Origin of the sequence: Bradyrhizobium sp. CIAT3101 (assembly GCF_029714945.1) — a bacterium.
Classification (GTDB): domain Bacteria; phylum Pseudomonadota; class Alphaproteobacteria; order Rhizobiales; family Xanthobacteraceae; genus Bradyrhizobium.
Window position 1 is genome coordinate 4285116 of the sequence record NZ_CP121634.1, and the last position, 25096, is coordinate 4310211.

A 25096-nucleotide genomic window follows, 5' to 3' on the forward strand; every position below is an offset into this window, starting at 1 on the left:
CTGGTTCTGGCTCGCCTGCCGCGGCGGCGCATCGCCGCGGCGGGCAGGCCGGTTACGGCCTGATCACCGTCATGTTGAACGGGCCGGCGTTGGCGGCGGCATAGGCGACGGCCTCGTTGGCGTGGTCGAGGTCGAAGGCCTTCGTCTCGTACTGATCGAGGCGCAGGAGCCCCGCGCGGACCATCGCGATGAGGCGGATGGCTGCATCCGGCGGATACATCCAGACCCCGTGGATGGTGATGCATTCACGCATGATCCAGTTGTAGGGCAGCTCCAGGCCCGGGCCGCCCTGCATGTTGACGCCGCCCATCAGCACCACGCGCCCGTAGGGGCGCACCGTCATGATCGCGGCGCGCACCACATTCGTCGAGACCGAAGGGGGCATGATGTCGAACACGCAATCGATCGGGCCGGGTGCTGCGCGCTTCATGCTCTCGCGATCGTCGGCCTCGTTGCCCGAAAGCTTCACCGGCTTGACGCGCTCGCCGTAGCGACGCACGAACTCGGCGAGCATTTTCTCGTTGCGCCCCGGCGCCACGACCCAGGCCGCGCCCATCGCCAGCGCCACCGCCACCGCGGCGGTACCGAAATTGCCGGTCGCGCCGCTCACCAGCACGGTCTCGCCGAATTGGAGTTTTGCGGCCAGGAAGCCGCCATAAGGCACGAGCATGGTGCTGAGCGCGCACCATTGTGCGGCTTCGGCGTCCGTGACCCGGCCGAGCCGCTTCACGTTCTCAGTCGGCAGCCGCATCTGCTCGGCAAAGGAGCCGTGGCGAAAATATTTCTGCAGCCGCATGCCGCCGTCGCCGCGCGCGCTCACGCCCTGCAGCGTGATGTCGGGCGCAATTGCGTCGTCGCGCGAGCGCACGGTTGGATCGCACAGCACCCAGTCGCCGACGGCAAGCTTGGTCGCGTCCGGTCCGAACGCGCGCACGCGGCCGACGCCGCCGGCGCCTGGGACCACCGGCAGGTCGAGGGCGTATTTGCGCTCGCCGCTCAACACCTCGTTCGTATAGGACAACACGCGGGTGGACACGATATCGACGATCACCTCGCCGGTGCCGAGCACCGGGTCGGGCACGTTCTCGATCGCGAGCGGGGATCCGAAGGATTTGAGCACGGCAGCTTTCATATGGTCACCTCATTGTGGGGTGATGGGCATATGGACCGCTTGTCGCGCGCCGGGAAGGCCTGGTATTATCCTAGTACTCGATAAGCCCTCCATCCGCGGGGATACATCCATGGCCGACCCACGCCGCGTCGAATTCGGCGATTTCCTGCGCTCCCGCCGCGAAAAGCTGTCGCCGAAGACGGTCGGCCTTCCCGTAGGCCAGCGGCGGCGCACCGCAGGGCTGCGCCGTGAGGAAGTCGCCCAGCTCGCCGGCATCGGCGTCGACTGGTACATCCGGCTCGAGCAGGGCCGCACCGTCAGTCCGTCGGTCACGACCGTCGATGCGCTGGCGCGCGCGCTGCGCCTCAGCAAGACCGAGCATGCGCACCTCAAGGACCTCGCGCGCGACGGCGACAGGCGTCCCTTCACTCGCGAGGCAGTGCCGCCGCCGATCCTGCGCCTGGTCGAGAGCTTGCCGCACCCGGCCTACATCACCGGGCGGCGCTGGGATGTGCTGGCGTGGAACGCGGCCGCCGAGGAGATCTTCGCGTTCGGCCGGCTGCCGGAAGAGGATCGCAACACGCTACTCCAGATGATGACCAACAAGAAGACGCGAAAATCCTACGGCGCGGGCTGGGCCGATGTGGCCAAGCGCATGGTCGCGATGTTTCGCGCCACCCACGACGTCTGGGCCGGCGATCCCGCCTTTGCGGAATTGCTGACGCGCTTGCGCGAAGGCAGTCCCGAATTCGTCAAATGGTGGGGCGCGCATGAGGTGCACGGCACCCTGTCGGGCCGCAAGACCATGACCCATCCGACCAAGGGCGTGCTGCATTTCGAGCACACCAGCTTTCAGGCCAATGATGATCCCGCGCTGAAGCTCGTGATCTACACGCCGGTGTAGGGTCGGGTGAACCGCTTTGCGAAACGATGAAGTTTCGGAGTAGGTTCGTCATCGGATACACCGGGGTGGGCTTGGACAGTGACTGGCACGAAACGAACGCGCGAGGGAAGCGGCCGGGTCAAGCTCGAGGCGGTTGCAAGTGCTGCGAATGTCTCGACGGCCACCGTGTCGCGGGTGTTCAACGAGCCGGACAAGGTCTCCGAGGCGATCCGGGAGCGCGTGAAGGAGGCGGCGCGCGCGCTCAACTGGATTCCCAATGCGGCGGGCAGGGCGCTTGCGTCGAGCCGGACGCACATCATGGGCGCGATCATCCCGACGCTGGACAACGAGATCTTCGCGCGTCAGATCGGTGGCATGCAGGCCGTCTTCAGCAATGCCGGCTTCACGCTGTTTCTGGGCTGCTCCAATTACGACCCGCTCGAAGGCTTGCGGCAGGCGGAGGCCATGCTCGCGCGGGGCGTGGAGGCGATCGCGCTCGTCGGCGAGAACCATCCCGCGGAGCTGTTCGCGGCGCTGAAGGCGCGCGACATTCCCTATGTCGTCACATACTCCTACAGCAAGCTGTCCGAGCACCCCTGCATCGGGTTCGACAATCGCGCCGCCTTCACCCGGATTACGGATCATCTGCTCTCGCTCGGCCATCGCCGCTTCGCAGGCATCTTCCAGCCGGTGGCGAACAACGATCGTGTTGCGGCGAGGCTTGCCGGCGTGAGGGACGCGCTGGCGGCTGCGGGTCTGCAACTGTCGGACGACAATTTGCTGATCGGTCCTTCGACCCTGGAATTCGGCGCCGAGAGTTTTTCGCACTTGATGACACGGCAAGGAGAGGCGCGACCGACGGCGATCGTTTGCGGCAACGACAACATCGCGCTCGGCGCATTGATGGCCGCCAACACGCTCGGCCTGACAGCGCCCAGGGATTTTTCGATCACCGGGTTCGACGATCTCGCGATCTCGTCGCGTTTCGCCCCACGCCTGACCACCATGAAGGTCGACAACCAGGCCATCGGCACGTTGGCCGCCAATCAGCTTCTCGCAGTCGTTGCCGGCCGCCAGGCTGGCCCGCAGTCCGAAGAGGTCGTTCCCGTGCTGCAGGTGCGGGACAGCTCCGGCCGCTGGTCCGAAGATCGCGCGTGATATCCGGCCGGGGAAGGGTGCCCCGCTGGTGGGCTCGCGAGATGGCTGGTCTGCACGAAGCTAAAGCCGAAGCATCTTATTGAAAGACAGGGGAAAACGGCTCTTCCGGCAAAATTGACACCCTGCATGTAAGCGCTTACAGAAGCCGCGGCTCATTGCCATAAGCGTAACGAGCGTTTCGCAGGGAAGCGCCACGGGAGGACATGCGGGAATGCGGGTTGGTCTGTCGAAAACATTGAACGGCTGCGCGGTCGCAGTGACGCTTCTGCTGAGCTCCTTCGCGGCGTCGCCGGCGGCGCACGCCGAAGAGAAACTCGTGGTCTGGTGGAACAAGGGCTTCTATTCGGCCGAAGAGGACGCGCTGCTGCAGGCGATCCACAAATTCGAAGCCAAGACCGGCGTGAAGGTCGAGCTGTCGCAATATGCGACGCAGGACATCATTCCGAAGACCGTCGCTGCGCTCGATTCCGGTACGGTGCCGGATGTCGCCTATGCCGACACTTTCAACTTCCAGAGCGTCGGCAAATGGGCGGCCGAAGGCAAGCTCGAAGACCTCAGCTCCGTGCTGACGCCGCTCAAGGACCAGTTCGACAAGACCGCACTCGAGACGGTGATGCTCCAGAACGAGCAGACCAAGAGCAAGGGCTATTACGCCTTCCCCGTGAAGCAGGCGACGCTGCATCTGCACTATTGGAAAGACATGCTCGAGGAGGGCGGTCTCAAGGAAAGCGACATCCCGAAGGACTGGAAAGGCTTCTGGTCATTCTGGTGCGACAAGGCGCAGCCGGCGGTCCGCAAGGCGAGCGGCAAGCGCGTCTACGGCATCGGTCTGCCGATGGGCGTGGACAGCAGCGACAGCCTGATCGGCTTTCTGACTTTCGCCGAGGCCTACAACGTCGTCATGGTCGACGACAGCGGCAAGCTGCTGCTCGACGATCCCAAGGTGAAGGCCGGTCTCGTTGCCGCGCTGAGGGACTATACCGATATCTACAAGAAGGGCTGCGTCCCGTCGTCCGCGACGAGCTGGAAGGATGCCGACAACAACGTCGCCTTCCACAACAAGACGACGGTGATGACCTTCAACCCGACCATCTCGATCCCCGGCAAGTGGCTGGATGACTCGACCAACCAGACCCTGACCGCCGAGCAGCGGGACGAGGCCAAGAAGAACTACGAAGAGCGCATCCGGACGCTACCCTGGCCGAGCAAGCCGGACGGCACGCCGATGCACACCCGCAGCTCGGTCGTGGTCGGCGTGATCTTCCAGCAGGCGAAGAACAAGGCGCGCGCCAAGGAGTTCGTGCAGTTCCTGCTTCAGGACGAAAACCTCCAGCCGTACGTCGAAGGCGCGCTGGGCCGCTGGTTCCCGGTGAAGACCGCTGCCGTGAAGTCGGCGTTCTGGAACGGCGACGAGCACCGCAAGATCCTGCGCGACCAGTTCGCAGCCGGCGTCGGCGGCTACGAGATGACGCGGAACTATAAGTTCACCACGGTTAACAACGAGAACGTCTGGGCGAAAGCCACGATCCGTGTGGTGCTCGACAAGGTGCCGCCGGAACAGGCCGTCGACGAGATGATCGACCGCATCAAGAAGATCGTCAGCGAATGACATCTGGCGTCCGCAGCAGCGCGTGTTGCCGCTGCGGACTCCCCCTTGCCATTGATCTATACTCGCGAGCGGGCAGCGAAACCGCTGCCATGCTCGCCACTCTTTGGAGCTAGCCTGTGACCATCGCTCTCAAGGGCATCATTCCCGTGATGCTGACGCCATTCACCGAGGCGAAGACGATCGACTATTCCGGCCTCGAAAGGCTGATCGAGTGGTATATCGCCAACGGTGCCGACGCATTGTTCGCGGTCGCTCAGTCGAGCGAAATGCAGTTCCTGACGCTGGACGAACGCGTCGAGCTGGCGCGGTTCGTCGCCAGGACGGCTGCCGGCCGGCTTCCCGTCATCGCGTCCGGCCACATCAGCGAATCCAGGGAAGACCAGCTCACCGAGCTGACGTCGATCGCGAAGACGGGCGTCGATGGACTGGTGCTGGTGACCAACCGTCTCGCGTCCCTCGATCTGGCGGGGGCGAATTTCACCGACAATGTGGCCTGGCTGCTCGACAGGCTCCCCAGGGACATGACCCTCGGTCTTTATGAATGCCCGGCACCGTTCCGCCGGCTGCTCTCCGACGATGAGCTGGCCTTTTGCGCAGACAGCGGCCGCTTCGCAATTCTCAAGGACGTTTCGTGTGACCTTCCGACCGTGCAGCGCCGGGTCAAGCTGACGAACGGCTCGCCGCTCCGGATCGTCAACGCCAATGCCGCGATCGCCTTCGACGCGATGAAGTCGGGGGCTCCCGGATTCACCGGTGTGTTCACGAACTTCCACCCCGACCTCTACAAATGGCTGCTGACGCAGCACCAGAAGCATCCGTCGCTGGCGAATGAGCTGTCGGTCTACCTCGCGCTGGCCGCGATGGCGGAGCCGATGGGCTATCCGAAACTGGCCAAGCTCTATCATCAGCGGCTCGGCACCTTTTCCTGCATCGAGAGCCGGGCGGTCGATTTCGACATTCGCGAGCGCTTCTGGGCGCTCGATGCATTGATCGACAAGATCGTCGAGGGGCAGCAGTCGTTCCGCGCGAAGATCGCAGCCGCGGGCTGAGCACGACGCGCTCTCGAAAGGACCGCGATCGTCACGTCAGGCCGTCGATGATATCGACGCGCCTGCGACCCTAGCTGCCGCGCCCTGATTGAGGCACCGATGGCCAGGGGCTCTTCGGGGCGGCCGTCGCCGGCGGGCAATTTGCCTCGAGCTGCGTCCATGCCGTTGCCAGGCCCGTCATGTCGATGTCGAACTTGGTCGTGTCCGCCGTTTCGTCCTGCTGCCGCAGGGTCTCCCGGACATGCAGGGAGCGGGACGCCATGATCGCCCTGAACGTGCCGAAATCGAGCGAGCCGCTCCACATTTCGTATTTGCCGGCCCGCACCGATAATCCTCCGGCTTCCTCGTTGGGAGCCGCGTCCGCTGCCATCATGATCGTGCGTTTGCCGACCGCGGCCTCATCGATCTCGGCCGCGAACATCAGCGGCACGCGATTCTTGTTGTTGCAATACAGGCGCCATTCCATCGTTCGGAACGGCGGGCCGTTGTCGTTCTTCAGCGTCGCGAACTTGCTGATGTAAGGCCGGGCTCCCTTCTCCAGCCGCCACATCGTCTCGGCAAGCGGTCGCGTGTCGATCCCGAACCGATACAGTTCGGCGCGCGTCAGCACGTGCAGGTTTTCGAACTTCACGGTCCGGATCAGATCATCGAGCTCGCGGCTGATCCCCATCGCGGCAACATAGGCGGTGCGATCGCGGTCACCGCTCGCCGTTCGACGCCGCCTGAACTCGGCGATCACTTCCGGGGACGGATGGCCGTGAATGGCAAAGACGAGCCTGGAGTTATGGACCGCCAGCGCAGCGTCAGGGGCCACCTCGCGCGACGTCGCGCCGAGGAAGAGGTAACCGCAGGCCGAGTTGCACATCGCATGGTAGGTGGTCAACTCGGCCTCGACTTCGCCAGCTGCGTTCTTCGTCTTCAGACATGCGGCGTCCACCTGCGTGCCCGCTGCACAGGCCGTCGCGATGGTCTGGCCGACCCGCGCGACCGCCTTGCGGGCGCGCAGCAGCCGCCCGATGACATAGGACTGCTCCACATTGCCGCCCGGCGAATGGAGATAGATCGGACGCTGCGTGTCCTTGACGCCGGCGAGGAAGCGGCGAACGCGGGATGCCGCGTCATTATCGACCTGGCCCTCGATCGCGATCCAGCGATCGCAGCCCGGCCCGCACGCGTCCGGGGACCCTTTGGCAAGGTAGATCGTCAGCCTGGAGGCAAACCCCGCGATCTCGGCCGGTGTCTGTTCTGCACGCGATGTGCCGGGGAGCGAGAGCACGGCCACGAGGAGCAAAATGCGGGCAAGCATGAACTGACGGGACCAGACGCAGTGAAAGATACGTGCCGACGTTACAGGATGATCGGATAGGTCACAACTTTTAGTGGCATGTTGGGATGCCGCGAGCTTATTGTGTCGCAAGCGGGGATCGATCCCTTCCGTTGACGAGCCCGCGCATGGATTTGCCGCCGACAGGCCCGTGATGCGTGAACCTGCGACTTCCAACTATTACGCCGGCCACAGTGCGCTTACCGATCCCGGCGCTTATGCCAATTTGATTGGCGGCCTCGCGCTGGATATTCCAGCCTTGTGTCGCATCCTGCACGGACTGCTGATCCATGAGGCCTGGATCGAGAGGCAGGGCTTCGACCCTGCTGCGTTCTCCGGTCAAAGCCGTGCCACGCTGCCTGTGTCCAAACGTCTGGATCAACTTCTGGCGATCGACCCGGGACCGCTGACGATCGCGCGACCGGGCGAGTCGAGAGCCCTGGCGACGTGCCGGGATTACGCATTGATCTTATGCGCCGTTCTTCGCCAGCACGGCGTGCCGGCCCGCGTCCGCTGCGGCTTCGGCAGTTACTTTACAGGGCATCCCTATCACGATCACTGGGTGTGCGAGTATTGGGCGCGGGATGAACAACGCTGGGTCTTGGTCGATGCGGAGCTCGACGAGCCGCACCGCAACCTCCTCCAATTCGATTTTGAACCAACCGATGTTCCGCGTACGGCGTTCATCACCGGTATCGAGGCGTGGCAACGATGCCGAGCCGGCGCGATCGATCCCGCGCAGCTCGGCCATGGCACGACCTCCGGTTTGTTCTTCGCGCGCGTCAACCTGGCGCGCGATCTGCTCGCGCTCGCCAAGAAGGAAATCTCGCCATGGGACACGTGGCGTGCGGCGCGCGAACCGCATCTCGAGCTGGATGAGGCCGCTCTGTTGCTCTGGGATGGTCTGGCGCAGCGGGGCGAGGAGGGCGCCGTCGATATCGCGCCGTCGTTGAGCGCTCCGCCCTGGCTCTAAGAGAGGCGTGCGCGCAGGAGCGCTTGCGTCCAACATGAACGCGCTTGTGTCGATCGCGCGTGAGAATGTGGCGACAATGCGGAAAGCAAACGCAGCACGCATTCATCAATGTTCCGATCACAGGATTGTGCGCGCGACGTTGTTTCGCGCGTTCGCAGTGCATGTCGCGTCGATGACATTGGAACTGCTGAAGAGTCTTGTTTCAAAGGGTTTCCGCGCGCGCCTCGCTAAACTTTCATTAATGTAGCGCGGCCCTTTGAGGTGAACTGTGGCGTCGAGGTTACAGCAATTCCGACGATGGCTGTTAAGACGACGCCATGGCCCGGGGGCCTAATGACGAAACTGGAACGGGATTAATATGAACAAGAACATGTTGCTCGCTGCTGTGAGCCTCGTCGCGATCAGCGCGACTGCACCGGCGCTGGCTGCTGACCTCGCTGCGCGGCCCTACACCAAGGCGCCGGCGATGATCGCGACCGTCTACGACTGGAGCGGCTTCTACATCGGTATCAACGGCGGCGGCGCTTCCGCGCACACGACCTGGAATCAGACCGCTCCGCTGGTTGGCGGCGAGGGTTCCCACAACGCCACGGGCGGCACGGTCGGTGGTCAGGTCGGCTATCGCTGGCAGTCGGCACAGTGGGTGTTCGGTCTGGAAGGCCAGGGCAACTGGGCTGACTTCTCCGGCGATAATCTCAGCGCTCTGACCGGCTTCACCAATCGCTCGAAGATCGATTCGTTCGGTCTGCTCACCGGTCAGGTCGGCTACGCTTGGAACAACGTCCTGCTCTACGCGAAGGGCGGTGCGGCTGTGGTTGGCACCAAGAACGAGCTGCGCGCTGCCGGCGCGACGTTTGCTTCGGTCAACGACACCCGTTGGGGCGGCACCGTCGGTGCTGGCCTCGAGTTCGGCTTCGCTCCGAACTGGTCGGTTGGCGTCGAGTACAACCACATCTTCCTGTCGGGCAAGGATGTCACCTTCACCGGCGTCCAGACCGACCACATCAAGCAGGACGTCGACATGGGTCTCGTCCGCCTGAACTACAAGTTCGGCGGCCCGATCATCGCGAAGTACTGAGCAAAGTACCGAGACTGATCGCTTCGAGAGAGGCGATCATCGAAAGCCCCGGCCTTGCGCCGGGGCTTTTTTGTTGTGCGAATTCAGCGAGTTAACCATTTCAATTTGAAGCACCTGAGTCGGCTTGACTCCCCGGAACGAAATGAGAACAATGTTCTTCATACGTTCTGGTGATGGAGCAAGCCATGTTCAGGATTTTCGTGGAAGAAGCCGCTGCACTGACGTCGATCGCGCTGTTCGTCGGGATGATCGCGATCTGGGCCCAAGTCATCCCGCAGCTCTAGGCCTACGGTTCTGTAAACCGATGGTCGGGAACCTGAGGTCCGGGCTTGGGGAAAAGCGGGATGAGGCGGCCGATCGGTGGCTGCGGCGTGGACTCTGGCGCGGCGAGCCCCCACCATTGTGAGGCGAGTCGGCCGGGCGATGCAGGGGATGCCTCCACTGCCGGCGACCGCTCCAACGCATCTCACAAGAGGCCGTTACGCGACCATGCCGAGCGCCGGATTTGTCCACCTTCACGTTCACTCGGCCTATTCGCTGCTCAAGGGCTCGATCAAGATCGCCAAGCTCGCCGAGCTTGCGAAGAAGGATCATCAGCCGGCGCTGGCACTGACCGACACCGACAATCTGTTCGGGGCGCTCGAATTCTCCGACAAGCTGGCGGGGTCCGGCATCCAGCCGATCGTCGGCCTGGAGCTCGCGATCGATTTCGGCGACCAGGATCCCAACGCGCGCAACGCGCTGCCGCCTTCGCGCGTGGTGCTGCTGGCCGCCCAGGAGCGCGGCTACCGCAGCCTGATGCGGCTGAATTCGCGCGCGTTCCTCGAATCACCCGACAGCCACGCACCGTTCATCAAGTTCGACTGGTTCGACGGCGAGACCGAGGGCCTGATCGCGCTGACCGGCGGCCCGGACGGGCCGATCTCGCTCGCGCTGGCGGCGGGGCAGGCCGAGATCGCGGCCACGCGCTGTGAGCGTCTCGCCGGCCTGTTCGGCGACCGCCTCTATGTCGAATTGCAGCGCCACAACATCGACAAGGAACGGCGAATCGAGAGCGGGCTGATCGACATCGCCTACGCGAAGGGCCTGCCGCTGGTCGCGACCAACGAGCCGTATTTCGCGTCGACCGACGACTACGAGGCGCACGACGCGCTGCTCTGCATCGCCGGCGGCCGGCTGATCGCCGAGACCGAGCGCGAGCAGCTCACGCCCGATCACCGCTTCAAGACCCGCGCCGAGATGGCGGTGCTGTTCGCCGACATTCCGGAAGCGCTGGCGTCCACAGTGGAGATCGCCGAGCGCTGCTCGTTCCGCCCGATGACGCGCAAGCCGATCCTGCCGTTCTTTACCGTCGGTGCCGCCGGCAGCTCCGATGCGGCTTCGGTCGAAGCGGCCGAGCTGAAGCGACAGGCGGAGGAGGGGCTCGCCAATCGCCTGCGCGTGCACGGCCTGTCGCAGGGCATGACGGAGGAGGACTACAACAAGCGTCTGGCGTTCGAGCTCGACGTCATCATGCGCATGAAGTACGCCGGCTACTTCCTGATCGTGTCCGACTTCATCAAATGGGCAAAGAGCCAGGGCATCCCGGTCGGACCGGGCCGCGGCTCCGGCGCAGGCTCGCTGGTCGCGTGGGCGCTGACCATCACCGACCTCGACCCGATCAAGTTCGGCCTGCTGTTCGAGCGCTTCCTCAATCCCGAGCGCGTCTCGATGCCGGACTTCGACATCGACTTCTGCCAGGATCGCCGCGGCGAGGTGATCAGGTACGTCCAGGAGCGCTATGGTCGCGACCAGGTCGCGCAGATCATCACCTTCGGTACGTTGCAGGCACGCGGCGTGCTGCGCGACGTCGGTCGCGTGCTGCAGATGCCGTACGGCCAGGTCGACAAGCTCACGAAGCTCGTGCCGCAGAATCCAGCCGCGCCGGTGACGCTGGCGGCTGCGATCGAGAGCGAGCCGAAACTCCAGGCGTTCCGCGACGAAGACCCGGTGGTGGCGCGTGCCTTCGACATCGCGCAACGCCTCGAAGGCCTGACGCGGCACGCTTCGACCCACGCGGCCGGCATCGTGATCGGCGATCGCCCCCTGAGCGAACTCGTGCCGATGTACCGCGATCCGAAGTCGGACATGCCGGTGACCCAGTTCAACATGAAATGGGTCGAGCCGGCCGGCCTTGTGAAGTTCGACTTCCTCGGCCTCAAGACGCTGACCGTGCTGGACGTCGCGTGCAAGCTGCTCAAGCCGCGCGACATCCATGTCGATCTCGCGACGCTGCCGATCGACGATGCCGAAAGCTATCAGATGCTGGCGCGCGGCGAGGTGGTCGGCGTGTTCCAGGTTGAAAGCCAGGGCATGCGGCGCGCGCTGGTCGACATGCGTCCTGACCGTTTCGAGGACATCATCGCGCTGGTCGCGCTGTATCGCCCGGGCCCGATGGCGAACATCCCGACCTATTGCTCGCGCAAGCACGGCGACGAGGAGCCGGAATATCTCCATCCCGTGCTCGAGCCGATCCTGAAAGAAACCTTCGGCGTCATCATCTACCAGGAACAGGTGATGCAGATCGCGCAGGTGATGTCGGGCTATTCGCTCGGTGACGCCGACCTGCTGCGCCGCGCCATGGGCAAGAAGATCCGCGCCGAGATGGACAAGCAGCGCGACATTTTCGTCGCCGGCGCGGTGAAGAACGGTGTGCCGAAGGGGCAGGCCGAGACCATCTTCGAGCTGCTGGCGAAATTCGCCGACTACGGCTTCAACAAGAGCCACGCGGCGGCCTACGCGCTGGTGTCCTACCACACCGCCTACATGAAGGCGCATTATCCGGTGGAGTTCATCGCAGCGTCGATGACGCTCGATCTCAACAACACGGACAAGCTCTCCGAATTCCGCTCCGAGGCGCAACGCCTCGGCATCAAGGTCGAGCCGCCGAATATCAACCGCTCCGGCGCGACCTTCGAGGTCGGCGACAAGGTCATCTACTACGCGCTCGCCGCGCTGAAGGGTGTCGGCATCCAGGCGATCGATCAGATCATCGAGGAGCGGACCAAGCGCGGTCTGTTCACCTCGCTCGCCGACTTCGCCGCGCGGGTCAATCCGCGTGCGATCAACAAGCGCATCATCGAAAGTCTCGCCGCCGCCGGCGCCTTCGACACGCTGGAGCCGAATAGGGCGCGGGTCTTCGCCGGTGCGGATTCGATCCTGGCGGCGTGCCAGCGCGCGCATCAGGCCGAGACCATCGGCCAGAACGACATGTTCGGCATGTCGGCGGACGCGCCGACCATCATGCTGCCGCAGATCGAGCCCTGGCTGCCGGCCGAAAAGCTCCGTCGCGAATACGACGCCGTTGGCTTCTTCCTGTCGGGCCATCCGCTCGACGATTACGCCATGGTGCTGAAGCGGCTGCGGGTGCAAAGCTGGGCGGAATTTTCGCGCGCCGTGAAGACAGGTGCGACCGCCGGCAAGGTCGCGGCCACCGTGGTGTCGCGCATGGAGCGGCGCACCAAGACCGGCAACAAGATGGGCATCATGGGATTGTCCGATCCCACGGGTCATTTCGAAGCCGTGCTGTTCTCCGAGGGCCTCGCGCAATATCGCGACGTGCTGGAGCCGGGCGCTGCCGTGCTGCTGCAGCTCGGCGCCGAATTGCAGGGCGAGGATGTCCGCGCCCGCGTGTTGCATGCCGAGCCGCTGGACGACGCCGCGGCCAAGACGCAGAAGGGCCTGCGCATCTTCGTGCGCGACACCAAGCCGCTGGATTCGATCGCCAAGCGCCTGGCCGGACCGGAGGCTGCGGGCGCGAACGGCGCCGCGCCAAAGGTCGGCAGTCCCGGCATCGCACCGCGCGGTAACGGCGACGGTGAAGTTTCGCTGGTGATGATGCTCGACCTCGAGACCGAGGTCGAGATGAAGCTGCCCGGCCGCTTCAAGGTCTCGCCGCAGATCGCGGGCGCCATCAAGGCGGTGGCCGGCGTGGTGGACGTGCAGCAGATCTAGCCTTGCTGCTGCGACCGTATGATCGGTCTGGTGGATCCGATCCTGCCATTGCAACCAAGCGATGTTTCCGGCTAGCATGCCTTTCGGGGAATGAAGTTCGGGGGCGTGATGCTATTGCGTGGGCTGGTGCTGCTCGTGGCCGCGGCATTGCTGTGCGGCTGTGAGACGACTGCGAGAAGCGGGCTGGATTATTCGGAAACGCTGCGGAAGATCGGGCCACCGAAGGCGGGTCAGACGCGCATCGTGGTGCTTCGTGAAAAAGGCTTTGGCGGTCTTGCCGATGCGGGCTGGGGATTCAAGCTCGATGGCACGCCGCTCTCGGGGCTCAAGACCGGGACCTATGTTTATGCGGATCGTCCGGCGGCAGGGCCGCATTGGTTCGTGGCGGAGGAGCCGGGCTTTCCCGGCGTCACGCATGTCGAGTTTTCCGCGCGGCCAGGCGAGACCTTGTTTTTTGTCGCCCGCGTGAGCGAGCGCAAGAATGCCGTGATCGCAAATGCGAGTACGGGGGTGTTGGGCTATGGTCTGACGCTCGCGATGACCTCCGGCTACAAGAACCAGGGTCCCGTGGATTTCCTGGCGCTGGACGAAACCGCCGCGCGAACCACGATCGCCGAGCTGAAGCTGGCCGACGCCCAGTAGGCGCGGAGCAGGGCCTTCAGAGTTCGTGACGCCGTCGCAGCCGGAATGTAGAGTATTGCGTCTGCACGGATCCCGCTGGAACAGCCGAGGAAGCGAACGATGTGCGAGAAATGCTCCGAAGATCGCTTGAGTCACACGGGGCCGTCGCGCCGATCCGCGATGCAGCTCGCTGTCGCTGCGCTGGGCACCGCCGTCGCCGACCAAGCCTTCACCAGCCAAGCCTTCGTCAGCCAAGCCTTCGCCAAGGAGCACAAGGCCCCGCCCAAACCGCAGAACGTGCTGTCGCCGGATGCGGCACTGAAGCGGCTGACGGAGGGCAATGCGCGCTACGTCGAGGGCGTGGCGCGGCGCCACGATTTCAAGCATGAGCGCGAGGCGCTGGCCGGCGGGCAGAATCCGTTCGCGGCGGTGCTGAGCTGCGCGGACTCGCGCATCGCGCCGGAATATGCCTTCGACACCGGCCGCGGCGATCTCTTCGTCTGCCGCGTCGCCGGCAATTTTGCCGGCACCGAAACCATCGCCAGCCTGGAATACGCGGTCGCCGTGCTCAACACGCCGCTGATCCTCGTGCTCGGCCATGATGCCTGCGGCGCGGTCGATGCGACGCTGAAGGCACTCAAGGACAACACATCGCCGCCGGGACACATTCCTTCGCTGGTCGATGCGATCGCGCCGGCGGCGAAAGCTGCGATGCAGCAGGGTGGAGACGTGCTCGACAAGGCGATCCGGCAGAACGTGATCGACAATGTCGGCAAGCTGAAGTCGGCCGCGCCGATCCTCAATGCGGCGGTGGAACAGGGCAAGCTCAAGGTCGTCGGTGGAATCTACCGGCTGACGACGGGAACGGTCGATCTCATCGCGCAGGGCTGAACGAATAGACCGGCCCTCGCTCGGTTTTGGCCGCAAGGCTTACGCGGAGCTGACGCAACAAGCCGGGATCGGCGGGCGTCATGCCGCCGCCTCAATCCGAGCCTTTCGTGACAAAGTGTTTCGTTCAAGTACCATTCAGCTGGCAGCGCGTTTCATACGGGTTGGCACCTCAACAACAAAAACGGCAGGCAAGCCATGCGTGGGACGCTCAGAATCTTTATCTGCCTTCTCCTTCCGATCGTGGCCATTGCCGCGGGCGCGCCGCGGCCAGCATTTGCACAGCAGCAGGAAAAGCGCATCGCGCTCGTGGTCGGCAACGGCGCCTATTCGAAGTCGCCGCTGGCAACCACCGCGAACGATGCCGGCCTGATCGCGCAGACGCTGCAGGCGGCAGGCTTCGACGTGGTCGGCGCGCGTGACCTCGACGGCGACACGCTGCGCAAGAGCTTGCGCGATTTCATCCAGAAGGCGCAGGCCTCGGGCCCCGGCACCGTCGCGATGATCTATCTGTCCGGCTATGGCGTGCAGCTCGCCGGTGAGAACTATTTCATCCCGGTCGATTCCAACATCGCGCGCGACACCGACATTCCGACCGAGGCACTGCGCATCAGCGACTACGCCCGCCAGCTCGCCGCGATCCCGCTCAAGGCCAACATCGTCGTGCTCGACGCGGCGCGCGCGCAGCCCTTCATCGAGGGCGGCCAGCAGCCGATCGCGAGCGGCCTGGCGCTGGTCGAGCCCGATCCGAACATGCTGATCGCCTTCAACGCCGCGCCCGGCACGGTGGCGCCGGAAGAGCCGGGGCCATACGGCATCTATGCGCAATCGCTCGCCGAGATGATCCGCACCGGCGGGCTGTCGTTGCCGGAAGTGTTCGACCGCGTTCGCCTGCGCGTCAACGAGACCTCCAAGGGCGCGCAAGTTCCGTGGGACGACCAGAAGATCACCGCGCAGTTCGCCTTCTTCGAGCGCGCCCCGGACGCGCCGCCGCCGCAGGCCGCGCCCGACCAGGTCGCCGCCATCCGCAACAAGCCGATCCGCGATCTCGGCGTGCAGGACGCCTATGCGGCGGCACTCGAGCGCGACACGCTGCCGGCTTATGAGGAATTTCTCGCCGCTTATCCCGGTGATCCCATGGCCAAGCGCGTGATGGCGATCGTGGCGGCACGCCGCGAGGCGATCACCTGGCGGCGGTCCTATCGCGCCGACACGCCGGACGCCTATTGGTCGTATCTGCGCCGCTATCCGAGCGGGCCGCATGCGGGTGATGCGCGTCGGCGCCTGGCGATCCTGACCGCGCCGCTCGAGCCGCCGCCGACCTTTGCGATGATGGACTATGACGTGCCGCCACCGCCGCCGGCGGAGGTGGTCTATGTCGACCGTCCGGTGCTGTATTTCAGCGACCCCGATTTCGGCTTCGCGCCGCCGCCGCCGCCGCCGGTCTATTTCTGTCCGCCGCCGCCGCCGGATTTCGTGGTGTTGGCACCGCCGCTTGCCGTCGTCGGGCTGTTCGTGCTGCCGCAGCCGGTGTTCGTGCCGATCCCGGCGTTCTACAGCCCGCCGGTCTATGTCGCGCCGCCGCCGAACAACATCATCTTCAACAACATCCACAACACCACGGTCATCAACACCGTGATCAACCGGCCCGTGCCGCCGCCGCCGGCCGGTAACGTCACGGCCGCCGTATCCGTTGCCGCGGGCACGACCAGCGCGGGCGCCGTCACCCATGTCCCCAGGATCGTTCAGGACAAGGCACTGTCGTTTCAGAAGAACCCGACCCAGCCGCTCAACGCGAGCCAGCAGGCCTTCGTCCAAAACCCGACGGCCAAGCCGGGAACGATCGTTCCGACAAAGGCCAATCTCGCGCCGAACAATGCGGCGACGTCAACGCCGCTCCAGGGCCATGCGCTGCCGCTTCCCGACACGAAGACGGCACCCGTATCGTCCGGGACCGGAGCGCAGCCGGGAGTCCAAACGCCGAAAGTTGGGGGCGCTCCGACCACGACGACGCCGGTCGGCGGCACTCCGCAAATGCATCCCAATACGGCAACGGCGCCGACCAACACGACCGCTCCGGCCAACGCCGCGGCCAAGCCACCCGTGACACAGACGCCCGTGACCGGCGTGACGGATCCGCATGCAAAATCGCTGGCGCATGAGCCGGCGGTGACCTCGCCAACCACGAGCCCTGCGGGCAAGCCAACGGTGACCACCAACGTGACCAATGGCAATCCGACGCAGCCGTCGCCGCCGGTCGGTGTGCGGGAGACGCTCAAGCCCCAGGGGCAGCGGCCAATAACGCCAACGCCCGCGCAGGTCACAAGGCAGCCACCGCCGCCACCACCGCATCCGCAGGCGGTCGCAAGACCGGCAACGTCTCCGCCGCCGCGGGTGGCCGCGCCTCCGCCGAGGGTTGCCGCGCCGCCACCACCGCCGCGGCCGCCCGTTGCCGCTGCGCGGCCGGCGCCGCCGCCTGTTGCCCGTCCGGCGCCGCCGCCACCGCCGCCCCGGGTGGCTGCGGCCCCGCCGCGGCCGCCGGCACCGCCGCCGCGGCCAGCGGCCCCGGCCCCGAAAAAATGCCCGCCGAACCAGCCAAAGTGCTAGCGGACAGGGCGGAAATCCCGGAATGGGCCTTTCGCGGGCGGTAGAAGCCCCGAAAGGCCCTTATTTCCTTGCTTCTGGCCGAAATGGCGCTATATAGCGCCGCATCTCACACGGAAGCATGGCTCACAAGGCCGTCCGGTGGCAGCCGGGGCGACAACGCTCCGTCTTGCTCACACGCTTCCGGAGGAACCAACCGGAGAATTAGAACGATGGCACTACCCGATTTCACTATGCGTCAGCTGCTCGAAGCTGGCGTGCACTTTGGTCACCAGTCTCACCGCTGGAATCCGAAGATGGCTCCGTTCATTTTCGGCGCCCGCAACAACATCCACATCGTCGACCTCGCCCAGACCGTGCCGATGCTGCACACGGCCCTCCAGGCCGTCAGCGACACGGTTGCCAAGGGCGGCCGCATCCTGTTCGTCGGCACCAAGCGCCAGGCGCAGGACGGCGTCGCGGACGCGGCCAAGCGCTGCGCGCAGTATTTCGTCAATTCGCGCTGGCTCGGCGGCACGCTGACCAACTGGAAGACGATCTCGGCCTCGATCAAGCGCCTGCGTCACCTCGATGAGGTTCTCGCCGGCGGCGAAGCCAATTCCTACACCAAGAAGGAGCGCCTGACGCTTCAGCGCGAGCGCGACAAACTCGACCGCTCGCTCGGCGGCATCAAGGACATGGGCGGTCTGCCCGACCTGATCTTCGTGATCGACACCAACAAGGAAGACATCGCGATCCAGGAAGCCCAGCGGCTCAACATTCCGGTCGCTGCGATCGTCGACACCAACTCCGACCCGAAGGGCATCACCTACGTGGTGCCGGGCAATGACGACGCCGGTCGCGCGATCTCGCTGTATTGCGACCTGATCGCGCGCGCCGCTATCGACGGCATCTCGCGCGCCCAGGGCGATTCCGGCATCGACATCGGTGCCTCGGCCCGTCCGGTCGCCGAAGAGCTGCCGGCTGCTGGCGGCTTCCAGGGCCTCGCCGGCCCGCGCGGCACCGCCGACGACCTCAAGAAGCTCCCGGGCGTGTCGGGCGCGATCGAGAAGAAGTTCAACGACCTCGGCATCTTCCACTACTGGCAGCTCGCCGAGCTCGATCACGACACCGCGCACAAGATCGGCGAAGAAGTCGGTCTGCCGAGCCGCGCGGACGCTTGGGTCGCCAAGGCCAAGGCGCTGACCGCGGAAGCGGAATAGTCAAAAAGAGCGATGGGTTGGCCGGATAGGATCCGGCCACCATTTTCATTCAGTTGACGCGAATTCCTGAGATGGACCGCGGCGGGGCAATTGGAGCCGCGCCGCGGCGAACCGGCAGGCAAGAAGGATTTTCAACGATGGCAACGATCACTGCTGCGATGGTCAAGGATCTGCGCGAGTCCACCGGCGCAGGCATGATGGACTGCAAGGCCGCGCTGACCGAGAACGACGGCAACATGGAAGCGGCGCAGGATTGGCTGCGCAAGAAGGGCCTGTCGAAGGCCGCCAAGAAGTCGGGCCGCGTCGCGGCCGAGGGTCTCATCGGCGCGCTCACCAAGGGCACCAAGGGCGTCGTGGTCGAGGTCAACTCCGAGACCGACTTCGTCGCGCGTAACGGCCAGTTCCAGGGCCTGGTCAAGATGGTCGCCCAGGTCGCTTTCGACGCCGGCGCCGACGTCGAGAAGATCAAGGCCGCCAAGGTCGGTGACGTCACGGTGGAAGCCGCGATCAACGACGCGATCGCCACCATCGGCGAGAATATGACGCTGCGTCGCGCCGCTGCGCTCGAAGTGAGCCAGGGCGTGGTGTCGAGCTACGTCCACGGTGCGGTCGTCGACGGTGCCGGCAAGATGGGCGTGATCGTGGCGCTGGAATCGCCCGGCAAGGCCGACGAGCTCGCAGCGCTCGGTCGCCAGATCGCGATGCATGTCGCTGCCGCCAACCCGCTCGCGCTCGAGCCGTCCGGTCTCGATCCGGCCGTCGTCAAGCGCGAAAAGGACGTGCTCGCCGACAAATATCGCCAGCAGGGCAAGCCGGAGAACGTGATCGAGAAGATCGTCGAGTCCGGTCTGAAGACCTACTACAAGGAAGTCTGCCTGCTCGAGCAGGCCTTCATCCACGACACCGGCAAGTCGGTGGCGCAGGCGGTGAAGGAAGCCGAAGGCAAGGTCGGCGGCGCCGTGAAAATCGCGGGCTTTGTGCGCTATGCTCTCGGTGAGGGAATCGAGAAGCAGGAATCGGACTTCGCGGCTGAGGTCGCGGCGGCCAGCGGCAAGAAGTAAGCGCCGGAACGTTCCTTCCGGCGTGCCGCCGGAAGCGGCGCCCGGACGAGGAAAGTGCTCATGACTGATCCGGTCTATCGTCGCGTCGTGATCAAGCTGTCCGGCGAATACCTCGCGGGACAGCAAGGCTTTGGCATCGATCAGCCGACAATGGACCGGGTTGCGGACGATCTGATCGCCGCTCGTCAGCTCGGCACCGAGGTTGCGGTCGTGATCGGCGGCGGCAACATCTTTCGCGGCGTCGAGGTGTCCTCCCGCGGCGTGTCGCGCCCGACCGGCGACACCATGGGCATGCTTGCGACCATGATGAACTGCCTCGCGCTCGAAGCGACGATCGAGCGCAAGGGTACGCCGGCGAGGGCTCTCTCGGCGTTCGTCATGCCCGAGGTGTCCGAGCTGTTCACCCGCGCGGCGGCGCACAAATACCTGGCCGAAGGCAGGATCCTGCTGCTTGGCGGTGGAACCGGCAATCCGTTCTTCACCACGGACACGACGGCGGTGCTGCGCGCCGCCGAGATCGGTGCCGAGGCGGTGCTGAAGGCGACCAATGTCGACGGCGTGTACTCGGCCGATCCGAAGAAGGACCCGTCCGCCACGCGATTCGACCGGCTGACGCATTCGCAGGCCATCGAGGGCGGCTACAAGGTGATGGATGCGACCGCCTTCGCACTTGCCCGCGAGACGTCGCTGCCTATCATCGTATTTTCGATCGCGGAGCCCGGTTCGATCGGCGCGATTCTACGCGGCGCCGGCCACGGGACGATCGTCGCCGGCTGACGGCTCATCTGCGCGCCCGAGGGAAGGGCGGCGAGGTGAGGTCGCCGGGATATTGAAGGAGAAACGTGATGGCCACGGGTAATTTCGATCTCAACGAAGTGAAGCGCCGCATGCAGGGCGCGGTGGCGTCGCTCAAGCACGAGCTTGGCGGCCTGCGTACGGGCCGCGCGTCGGCCTCGATGCTCGATCCGGTGCAGGTCGAGGCCTATGGCAGTCACATGCCACTCAATCAGCTCGCCACCGTCAGCGTTCCCGAGCCGCGCCTGATCTCGGTGCAGGTCTGGGACAAGACGATGGTGAAGCCGGTCGAGAAGGCGATCGTCGATTCAAATCTCGGCCTGTCGCCCGCGACCGAAGGCCAGGTGCTGCGCCTGCGCATTCCCGAGCTGAACGAGGAGCGCCGCAAGGAACTGGTCAAGGTCGCGCACAAATACGCCGAAGCCGCCAAGGTGGCTGCGCGACACGTCCGTCGCGACGGTCTCGATGTCCTGAAGAAGCTCGAGAAGAATCACGAGATGTCGGAGGACGATCAGAAGCGTCACGCCGACGAGGTGCAGAAAGCGACCGACGGCACCATCACCGAGATCGACCAGCTGCTGGCCGCCAAGGAAAAAGAAATCCTCACCGTTTAAGGCTTCTTTTCCATGTCTAACGCCGCCGCGCCCGCAACGGAAGGACCAGACCGGTCCGAGGCGCCTGCGCATGTCGCCATCATCATGGATGGCAACGGGCGCTGGGCGGCTGCGCGCGGCCTGCCGCGTGCGGAGGGACATCGCCGCGGTGTCGAGGCGCTGCGCCGCGTGGTGCGTGCCTCGCACGAGCTCGGCATCCGCTATCTCACCATCTTCTCGTTCTCCTCGGAGAACTGGTCCCGCCCGGCGAGCGAGATCGGCGATCTCTTCGGTCTGCTCCGGCGTTTCATCCGCAACGATCTCGCGAGCCTGCATCGCGACGGCGTCAAGGTTCGCATCATCGGCGAGCGCGACGGGCTCGAGGGCGACATCTGCTCGCTGCTCAACGAGGCCGAGGAATTGACGCGCGACAACACGCGCCTCACGCTCGTCGTCGCCTTCAACTACGGCTCGCGGCAGGAGATCGCGAAGGCGGCGCAGAAGCTCGCGCGCGAAGTCGCAGACGGCAGCCGCGATCCTGCCTCGATCGATGCCGATGCGCTCGGCGCTCATCTCGACGCGCCCGACATTCCCGATCCCGACCTCATCATCCGCACCAGCGGCGAGCAGCGCCTGTCCAACTTCCTGATGTGGCAGGCCGCCTATAGCGAGCTCGTGTTCGTGCCGGTCCACTGGCCCGATTTCGACAAGGCGGCGCTCGAAGGCGCGATCGCCGAATTCGCCAGGCGTGAGCGCCGTTTCGGCGGCCTGGTCGCGAAAACCGTCTCGTGAGCGAACCCGGCGCCGAAGCCGCGGGCGCGAAGCCTGCCCCGAGCAATTTCGTGATGCGAGTCCTCGCAGCGCTGGTCCTGGCGCCGCTGACCATTGCGGTCGCTTACGCCGGCGGCTGGCTGTGGGCGCTGCTCGTCACCCTGGTGTCGATCGGACTGTTCGCGGAGTGGCTGATGGTGGTGGGCGCGGGCTCTGCCGCGCTGACCGGGGCAGGGACGATCGTCATCGCCATGATGGGAGCCAGCGTTGCCTTCGGTGGACTGAAAACCGCCGTCGTCACCGGCTGTGTCGGCGGTGCGATCGTGACGCTGATCGCCCGGGGCAAGTTCGTCTGGGCCGCGACCGGCTTTGCCTATGCGGCGGCGGCGCTGCTCGCCTCGATCCTGGTGCGGAAGGATCTCGCCAACGGCTTTTCCGCGCTGATGTTCGTGCTGCTCGTGGTGTGGGCGACCGATATCGGCGGTTATTTCGTCGGCCGCGGCATCGGCGGACCGAAGCTGTGGCCGCGCGTCAGCCCGAAGAAGACCTGGGCCGGCGCGTTCGGCGGTTTTGCCGCGAGCCTTGCGGTTGCGGCCGGTTTTGCCGCATTCGGCCTCGGAAAAGCGGTTCCACTGCTGTGCGTCAGCGGCATCCTGTCGGTGGTCTCGCAAGCGGGCGATCTGTTCGAATCCGCGGTGAAAAGGCGCTTTGGCGTCAAGGATTCCAGTCACTTAATTCCCGGTCATGGCGGACTTCTGGACCGCCTGGACGGCTTTGTCGCCGCCATCCTGGTGGCATGGATTATCGGCTTTCTCCGCCATGGTGTGCATAGCGCCGGAAGCGGTCTTATGGTTTGGTGAGGATATGAGCGCAGTCCCTTTGCGTAACAACAAGCCGGCTGCGGCCGACATCCGCAGCGTCACGGTGCTCGGTGCCACCGGCTCGATCGGCGACAGCACGATGGATCTGCTGCGCGCCTCGCCCGAGCGCTATCGCGTCGAGGCCCTGACCGCGAACAGCAATGTCGAGGCGCTGGCGAAGCTTGCGAAGGAATTTTCCGCGCGCTTCGTCGCGATCGCCGATGCCTCCAAGCTTGCCGAGCTCAAGTCCGCACTCGCCGGCACGAGCACCGAATGCGGCGCCGGCGAAAGCGCGGTGATCGAGGCGGGCGCGCGTCCGGCCGATTGGGTGATGGCGGCGGTGAGCGGCGCGGCGGGACTAAAGCCGGCCTTGGCTGCGGTCGATCGCGGCGCGCATGTCGCGCTCGCCAACAAGGAATGCCTGGTTTGCGCCGGCGATTTCTTCATGCAGCGCGCGGCGAAAGCGGGCGCCTGTATCTTGCCGGCCGATTCCGAGCACAACGCGCTGTTCCAGGCGCTGGCATCGGGCAATCGCGACGAGCTGGTTCGCGTCATCATCACCGCCTCCGGCGGTCCGTTCCGCACCTGGAAGCCGGCCGACATCGAGCAGGCGACGCTCGAACAGGCCCTAAAGCATCCGAACTGGAGCATGGGCCAGAAGATCACGATCGATTCCGCCTCGATGATGAACAAGGGGCTCGAGGTGATCGAGGCGTCCTATCTGTTCGCGCTGGCGCCCGACGAGATCGACGTGCTGGTGCATCCGCAGTCGATCATTCACGGCATGGTCGAATTCTCCGACCGCTCGGTGATGGCGCAGCTCGGCTCGCCGGACATGCGCACGCCGATTGCCCATTGCCTCGGCTGGCCCGACCGCATCAAGGGACCGGCGGCCAGGCTCGATCTGGCCAAGATCGGCCAGCTGACCTTCGAGGCACCGGATTTCGAGCGGTTCCCCGGGCTTCGCCTGGCGTTCGATTCGCTCCGGCACGGGAAGGGCGCGACCACGGTCTACAACGCCGCCAACGAGGTCGCGGTCGCGGCCTTCATCGCCGGCAAGATCCGGTTCGGCGCCATTGCCCGGCTGGTCGAGGCGACGCTGGAGGACTGGATCCGGGGCGGGAACCAGGGCCCCATGACCTCGGCGGACGACGCAATATCCATTGACCATGTTTCTCGAAATAAAGCTGCCGCCCTATTGCCTCAAATTGCCTTAAAGGCATCCTAGGTAGTTCGGGGCCAGGGCCTAGCGGCGCTGGGTGAGGGAATTCGATGATCGACTTTTTTACCCATAGTTTCAATACGTTGAGCCATGGGCTCCTCGGCTACGTCGTTCCCTTCCTGTTTGTCCTGACCATCGTCGTGTTCTTCCACGAGCTCGGCCATTTCCTGGTCGCGCGCTGGGCCGGCGTTCGGGTGTTAACCTTTTCGCTCGGTTTCGGACCTGAGCTGGTTGGTTTCAACGACCGCCACGGCACGCGCTGGAAGATCTCGGCGATCCCGCTCGGCGGCTACGTCAAGTTCTTCGGCGACGAGAGCGAGGCTTCGACCCCGTCGGCCGAGACGCTCGCGGCCATGACGGCCGAGGAGCGCGCCGGCAGCTTCCATCACAAGAAGGTCGGCTCGCGCGCCGCCATCGTCGCGGCCGGTCCGATTGCCAATTTCATCCTCGGCGCACTGATTTTCGCGGGGATGGCCCTGTATTACGGCAAGCCGAGCACGATCGCGCGCGTCGACGGCGTCGTCGCCGACGGTGCTGCGGCCACTGCGGGCTTCAAGATCGGCGACGTCGTCGTGCAGATCGACGGCAAGCCGATCGAGAGCTTCGCCGACATGCAGCGGATTGTCGCGACGAACGCCGGTTCGGCGCTGGCCTTCCAGGTGAAGCGGGATGGCGCGATCGTGTCGCTGACCGCGACGCCGGCGCTGCTCGAGCGCAAGGATCCGTTCGGCAACAGCCACAAGGTCGGCGTGCTCGGCGTCGAGCACAAGTCCCAGGCCGGTGAGGCCTCGACCGCGCCGGTCGGTGTCGGCGAGGCGCTCAAGATCGGGGTGGAGCAGGTCTGGTTCATCATCACCAGCACCTTCAAGTTCCTGGGCTCCTTGTTCGTCGGCCAAGGCAATCCGAACGAGGTCAGTGGCGTTCTCGGCATCGCCAAGATGTCGGGGCAGGCGGCGAGCGCCGGGTTCCAGTTTGTGATCAATCTGTGCGCCGTGCTGTCGGTCTCGATCGGGCTTCTGAACCTGTTTCCGATCCCGCTGCTCGATGGCGGCCACCTTATGTTCTACGCAGCCGAAGTCGTCCGCGGCCGTCCGCTGTCCGAGCGGACCCAGGAGATGGGCTTCCGAATCGGACTGGGCCTGGTGCTGATGCTGATGGTGTTTGCGACCTATAACGACATCCTGCGGATGGCGGCTTCCTGATAGGGGCTTTTTTGTGGCGTTGCTGTTGAGCAACGTCTTGGAATGAAATTGAAATTGCGGCGCGCTCGGCCGTTTGCGGCGTCGGTGAAATTGGCTACA

Annotated in this window: 20 protein-coding genes; 18 read left to right on the plus strand and 2 right to left on the minus strand. The window is 65.0% G+C overall.

Annotated elements, in window-relative coordinates:
• Positions 1-52: 52 nt before the first annotated feature.
• Positions 53-1132 (minus strand): zinc-binding alcohol dehydrogenase family protein, encoded by a 1080-nt coding sequence (locus tag QA645_RS20195; protein WP_283052550.1) that lies wholly within the window; start codon positions 1130-1132, stop codon positions 53-55.
• 109 nt (positions 1133-1241) lie between these two features.
• Here QA645_RS20195 and QA645_RS20200 point away from each other — a divergent pair, with 109 nt between their 5' ends.
• The 4 genes from QA645_RS20200 to QA645_RS20215 all read left to right on the plus strand — a co-directional run bounded on the left by QA645_RS20200 (position 1242) and on the right by QA645_RS20215 (position 5810).
• Positions 1242-2015 carry a helix-turn-helix transcriptional regulator gene (locus QA645_RS20200; protein WP_283052552.1) on the plus strand — a complete coding sequence of 258 codons (774 nt, stop codon included), beginning with the start codon at positions 1242-1244 and terminating at the stop codon, positions 2013-2015.
• A gap of 78 nt (positions 2016-2093) precedes the next feature.
• Positions 2094-3152, plus strand: a complete 1059-nt coding sequence (locus QA645_RS20205) for a LacI family DNA-binding transcriptional regulator (RefSeq protein WP_283052554.1) — start codon at positions 2094-2096, stop codon at positions 3150-3152.
• A gap of 211 nt (positions 3153-3363) precedes the next feature.
• The gene (locus QA645_RS20210; protein ID WP_283052555.1) at positions 3364-4761 is read left to right on the plus strand and encodes an ABC transporter substrate-binding protein; all 1398 of its coding nucleotides are present in this window, start codon (positions 3364-3366) and stop codon (positions 4759-4761) included.
• A gap of 116 nt (positions 4762-4877) precedes the next feature.
• Positions 4878-5810: a dihydrodipicolinate synthase family protein gene (locus tag QA645_RS20215; protein WP_254131819.1), complete on the plus strand. Its 933-nt coding sequence runs from the start codon at positions 4878-4880 to the stop codon at positions 5808-5810.
• Between the two features lie 70 nt (positions 5811-5880).
• Here QA645_RS20215 and QA645_RS20220 read toward each other — a convergent pair whose 3' ends face one another.
• Positions 5881-7116 (minus strand): hypothetical protein, encoded by a 1236-nt coding sequence (locus QA645_RS20220; RefSeq protein ID WP_283052558.1) that lies wholly within the window; start codon positions 7114-7116, stop codon positions 5881-5883.
• Positions 7117-7288: 172 nt separating this feature from the next.
• Between QA645_RS20220 and QA645_RS20225 the strand changes: the two genes are divergently transcribed.
• The 14 genes from QA645_RS20225 to rseP all read left to right on the plus strand — a co-directional run bounded on the left by QA645_RS20225 (position 7289) and on the right by rseP (position 24997).
• On the plus strand, positions 7289-8107 hold the full coding sequence (locus QA645_RS20225; protein ID WP_283052561.1) for a transglutaminase-like domain-containing protein: 819 nt from the start codon (positions 7289-7291) through the stop codon (positions 8105-8107).
• 358 nt (positions 8108-8465) lie between these two features.
• A complete protein-coding gene (locus QA645_RS20230) occupies positions 8466-9185 on the plus strand; it encodes an outer membrane beta-barrel protein (protein ID WP_254193949.1) in 720 nt (239 codons plus the stop codon).
• A gap of 489 nt (positions 9186-9674) precedes the next feature.
• On the plus strand, positions 9675-13178 hold the full coding sequence (gene dnaE / locus QA645_RS20235; RefSeq protein ID WP_254193948.1) for a DNA polymerase III subunit alpha: 3504 nt from the start codon (positions 9675-9677) through the stop codon (positions 13176-13178).
• 108 nt (positions 13179-13286) lie between these two features.
• Complete coding sequence (locus QA645_RS20240; RefSeq protein ID WP_283052562.1) at positions 13287-13820, plus strand: hypothetical protein; 534 nt, start codon at positions 13287-13289, stop codon at positions 13818-13820.
• Positions 13821-13919: 99 nt separating this feature from the next.
• Positions 13920-14690: a carbonic anhydrase gene (locus tag QA645_RS20245; RefSeq protein WP_283052563.1), complete on the plus strand. Its 771-nt coding sequence runs from the start codon at positions 13920-13922 to the stop codon at positions 14688-14690.
• A 195-nt stretch (positions 14691-14885) separates the two neighbouring features.
• Positions 14886-17294: a caspase domain-containing protein gene (locus tag QA645_RS20250; protein WP_283052564.1), complete on the plus strand. Its 2409-nt coding sequence runs from the start codon at positions 14886-14888 to the stop codon at positions 17292-17294.
• Between the two features lie 209 nt (positions 17295-17503).
• Positions 17504-18493, plus strand: coding sequence for a 30S ribosomal protein S2 (locus QA645_RS20255; protein ID WP_254131812.1), 990 nt, complete (start codon positions 17504-17506; stop codon positions 18491-18493).
• 137 nt (positions 18494-18630) lie between these two features.
• Positions 18631-19554 carry a translation elongation factor Ts gene (tsf, locus tag QA645_RS20260; RefSeq protein WP_254131811.1) on the plus strand — a complete coding sequence of 308 codons (924 nt, stop codon included), beginning with the start codon at positions 18631-18633 and terminating at the stop codon, positions 19552-19554.
• A gap of 60 nt (positions 19555-19614) precedes the next feature.
• Positions 19615-20331 carry a UMP kinase gene (pyrH, locus tag QA645_RS20265; RefSeq protein WP_283052566.1) on the plus strand — a complete coding sequence of 239 codons (717 nt, stop codon included), beginning with the start codon at positions 19615-19617 and terminating at the stop codon, positions 20329-20331.
• A gap of 68 nt (positions 20332-20399) precedes the next feature.
• The gene (frr, locus tag QA645_RS20270) at positions 20400-20963 is read left to right on the plus strand and encodes a ribosome recycling factor (RefSeq protein ID WP_092229539.1); all 564 of its coding nucleotides are present in this window, start codon (positions 20400-20402) and stop codon (positions 20961-20963) included.
• Positions 20964-20975: 12 nt separating this feature from the next.
• The gene (locus QA645_RS20275) at positions 20976-21734 is read left to right on the plus strand and encodes an isoprenyl transferase (RefSeq protein ID WP_254131809.1); all 759 of its coding nucleotides are present in this window, start codon (positions 20976-20978) and stop codon (positions 21732-21734) included.
• Between the two features lie 53 nt (positions 21735-21787).
• Positions 21788-22573 (plus strand): phosphatidate cytidylyltransferase, encoded by a 786-nt coding sequence (locus tag QA645_RS20280; protein WP_283053269.1) that lies wholly within the window; start codon positions 21788-21790, stop codon positions 22571-22573.
• A 4-nt stretch (positions 22574-22577) separates the two neighbouring features.
• Complete coding sequence (gene dxr / locus QA645_RS20285) at positions 22578-23801, plus strand: 1-deoxy-D-xylulose-5-phosphate reductoisomerase (RefSeq protein WP_254193944.1); 1224 nt, start codon at positions 22578-22580, stop codon at positions 23799-23801.
• Between the two features lie 44 nt (positions 23802-23845).
• Entirely contained in the window at positions 23846-24997 is a 1152-nt protein-coding gene (gene rseP / locus QA645_RS20290; protein WP_283052568.1) for an RIP metalloprotease RseP, read from the plus strand.
• The last annotated feature ends 99 nt before the right edge of the window (positions 24998-25096 follow it).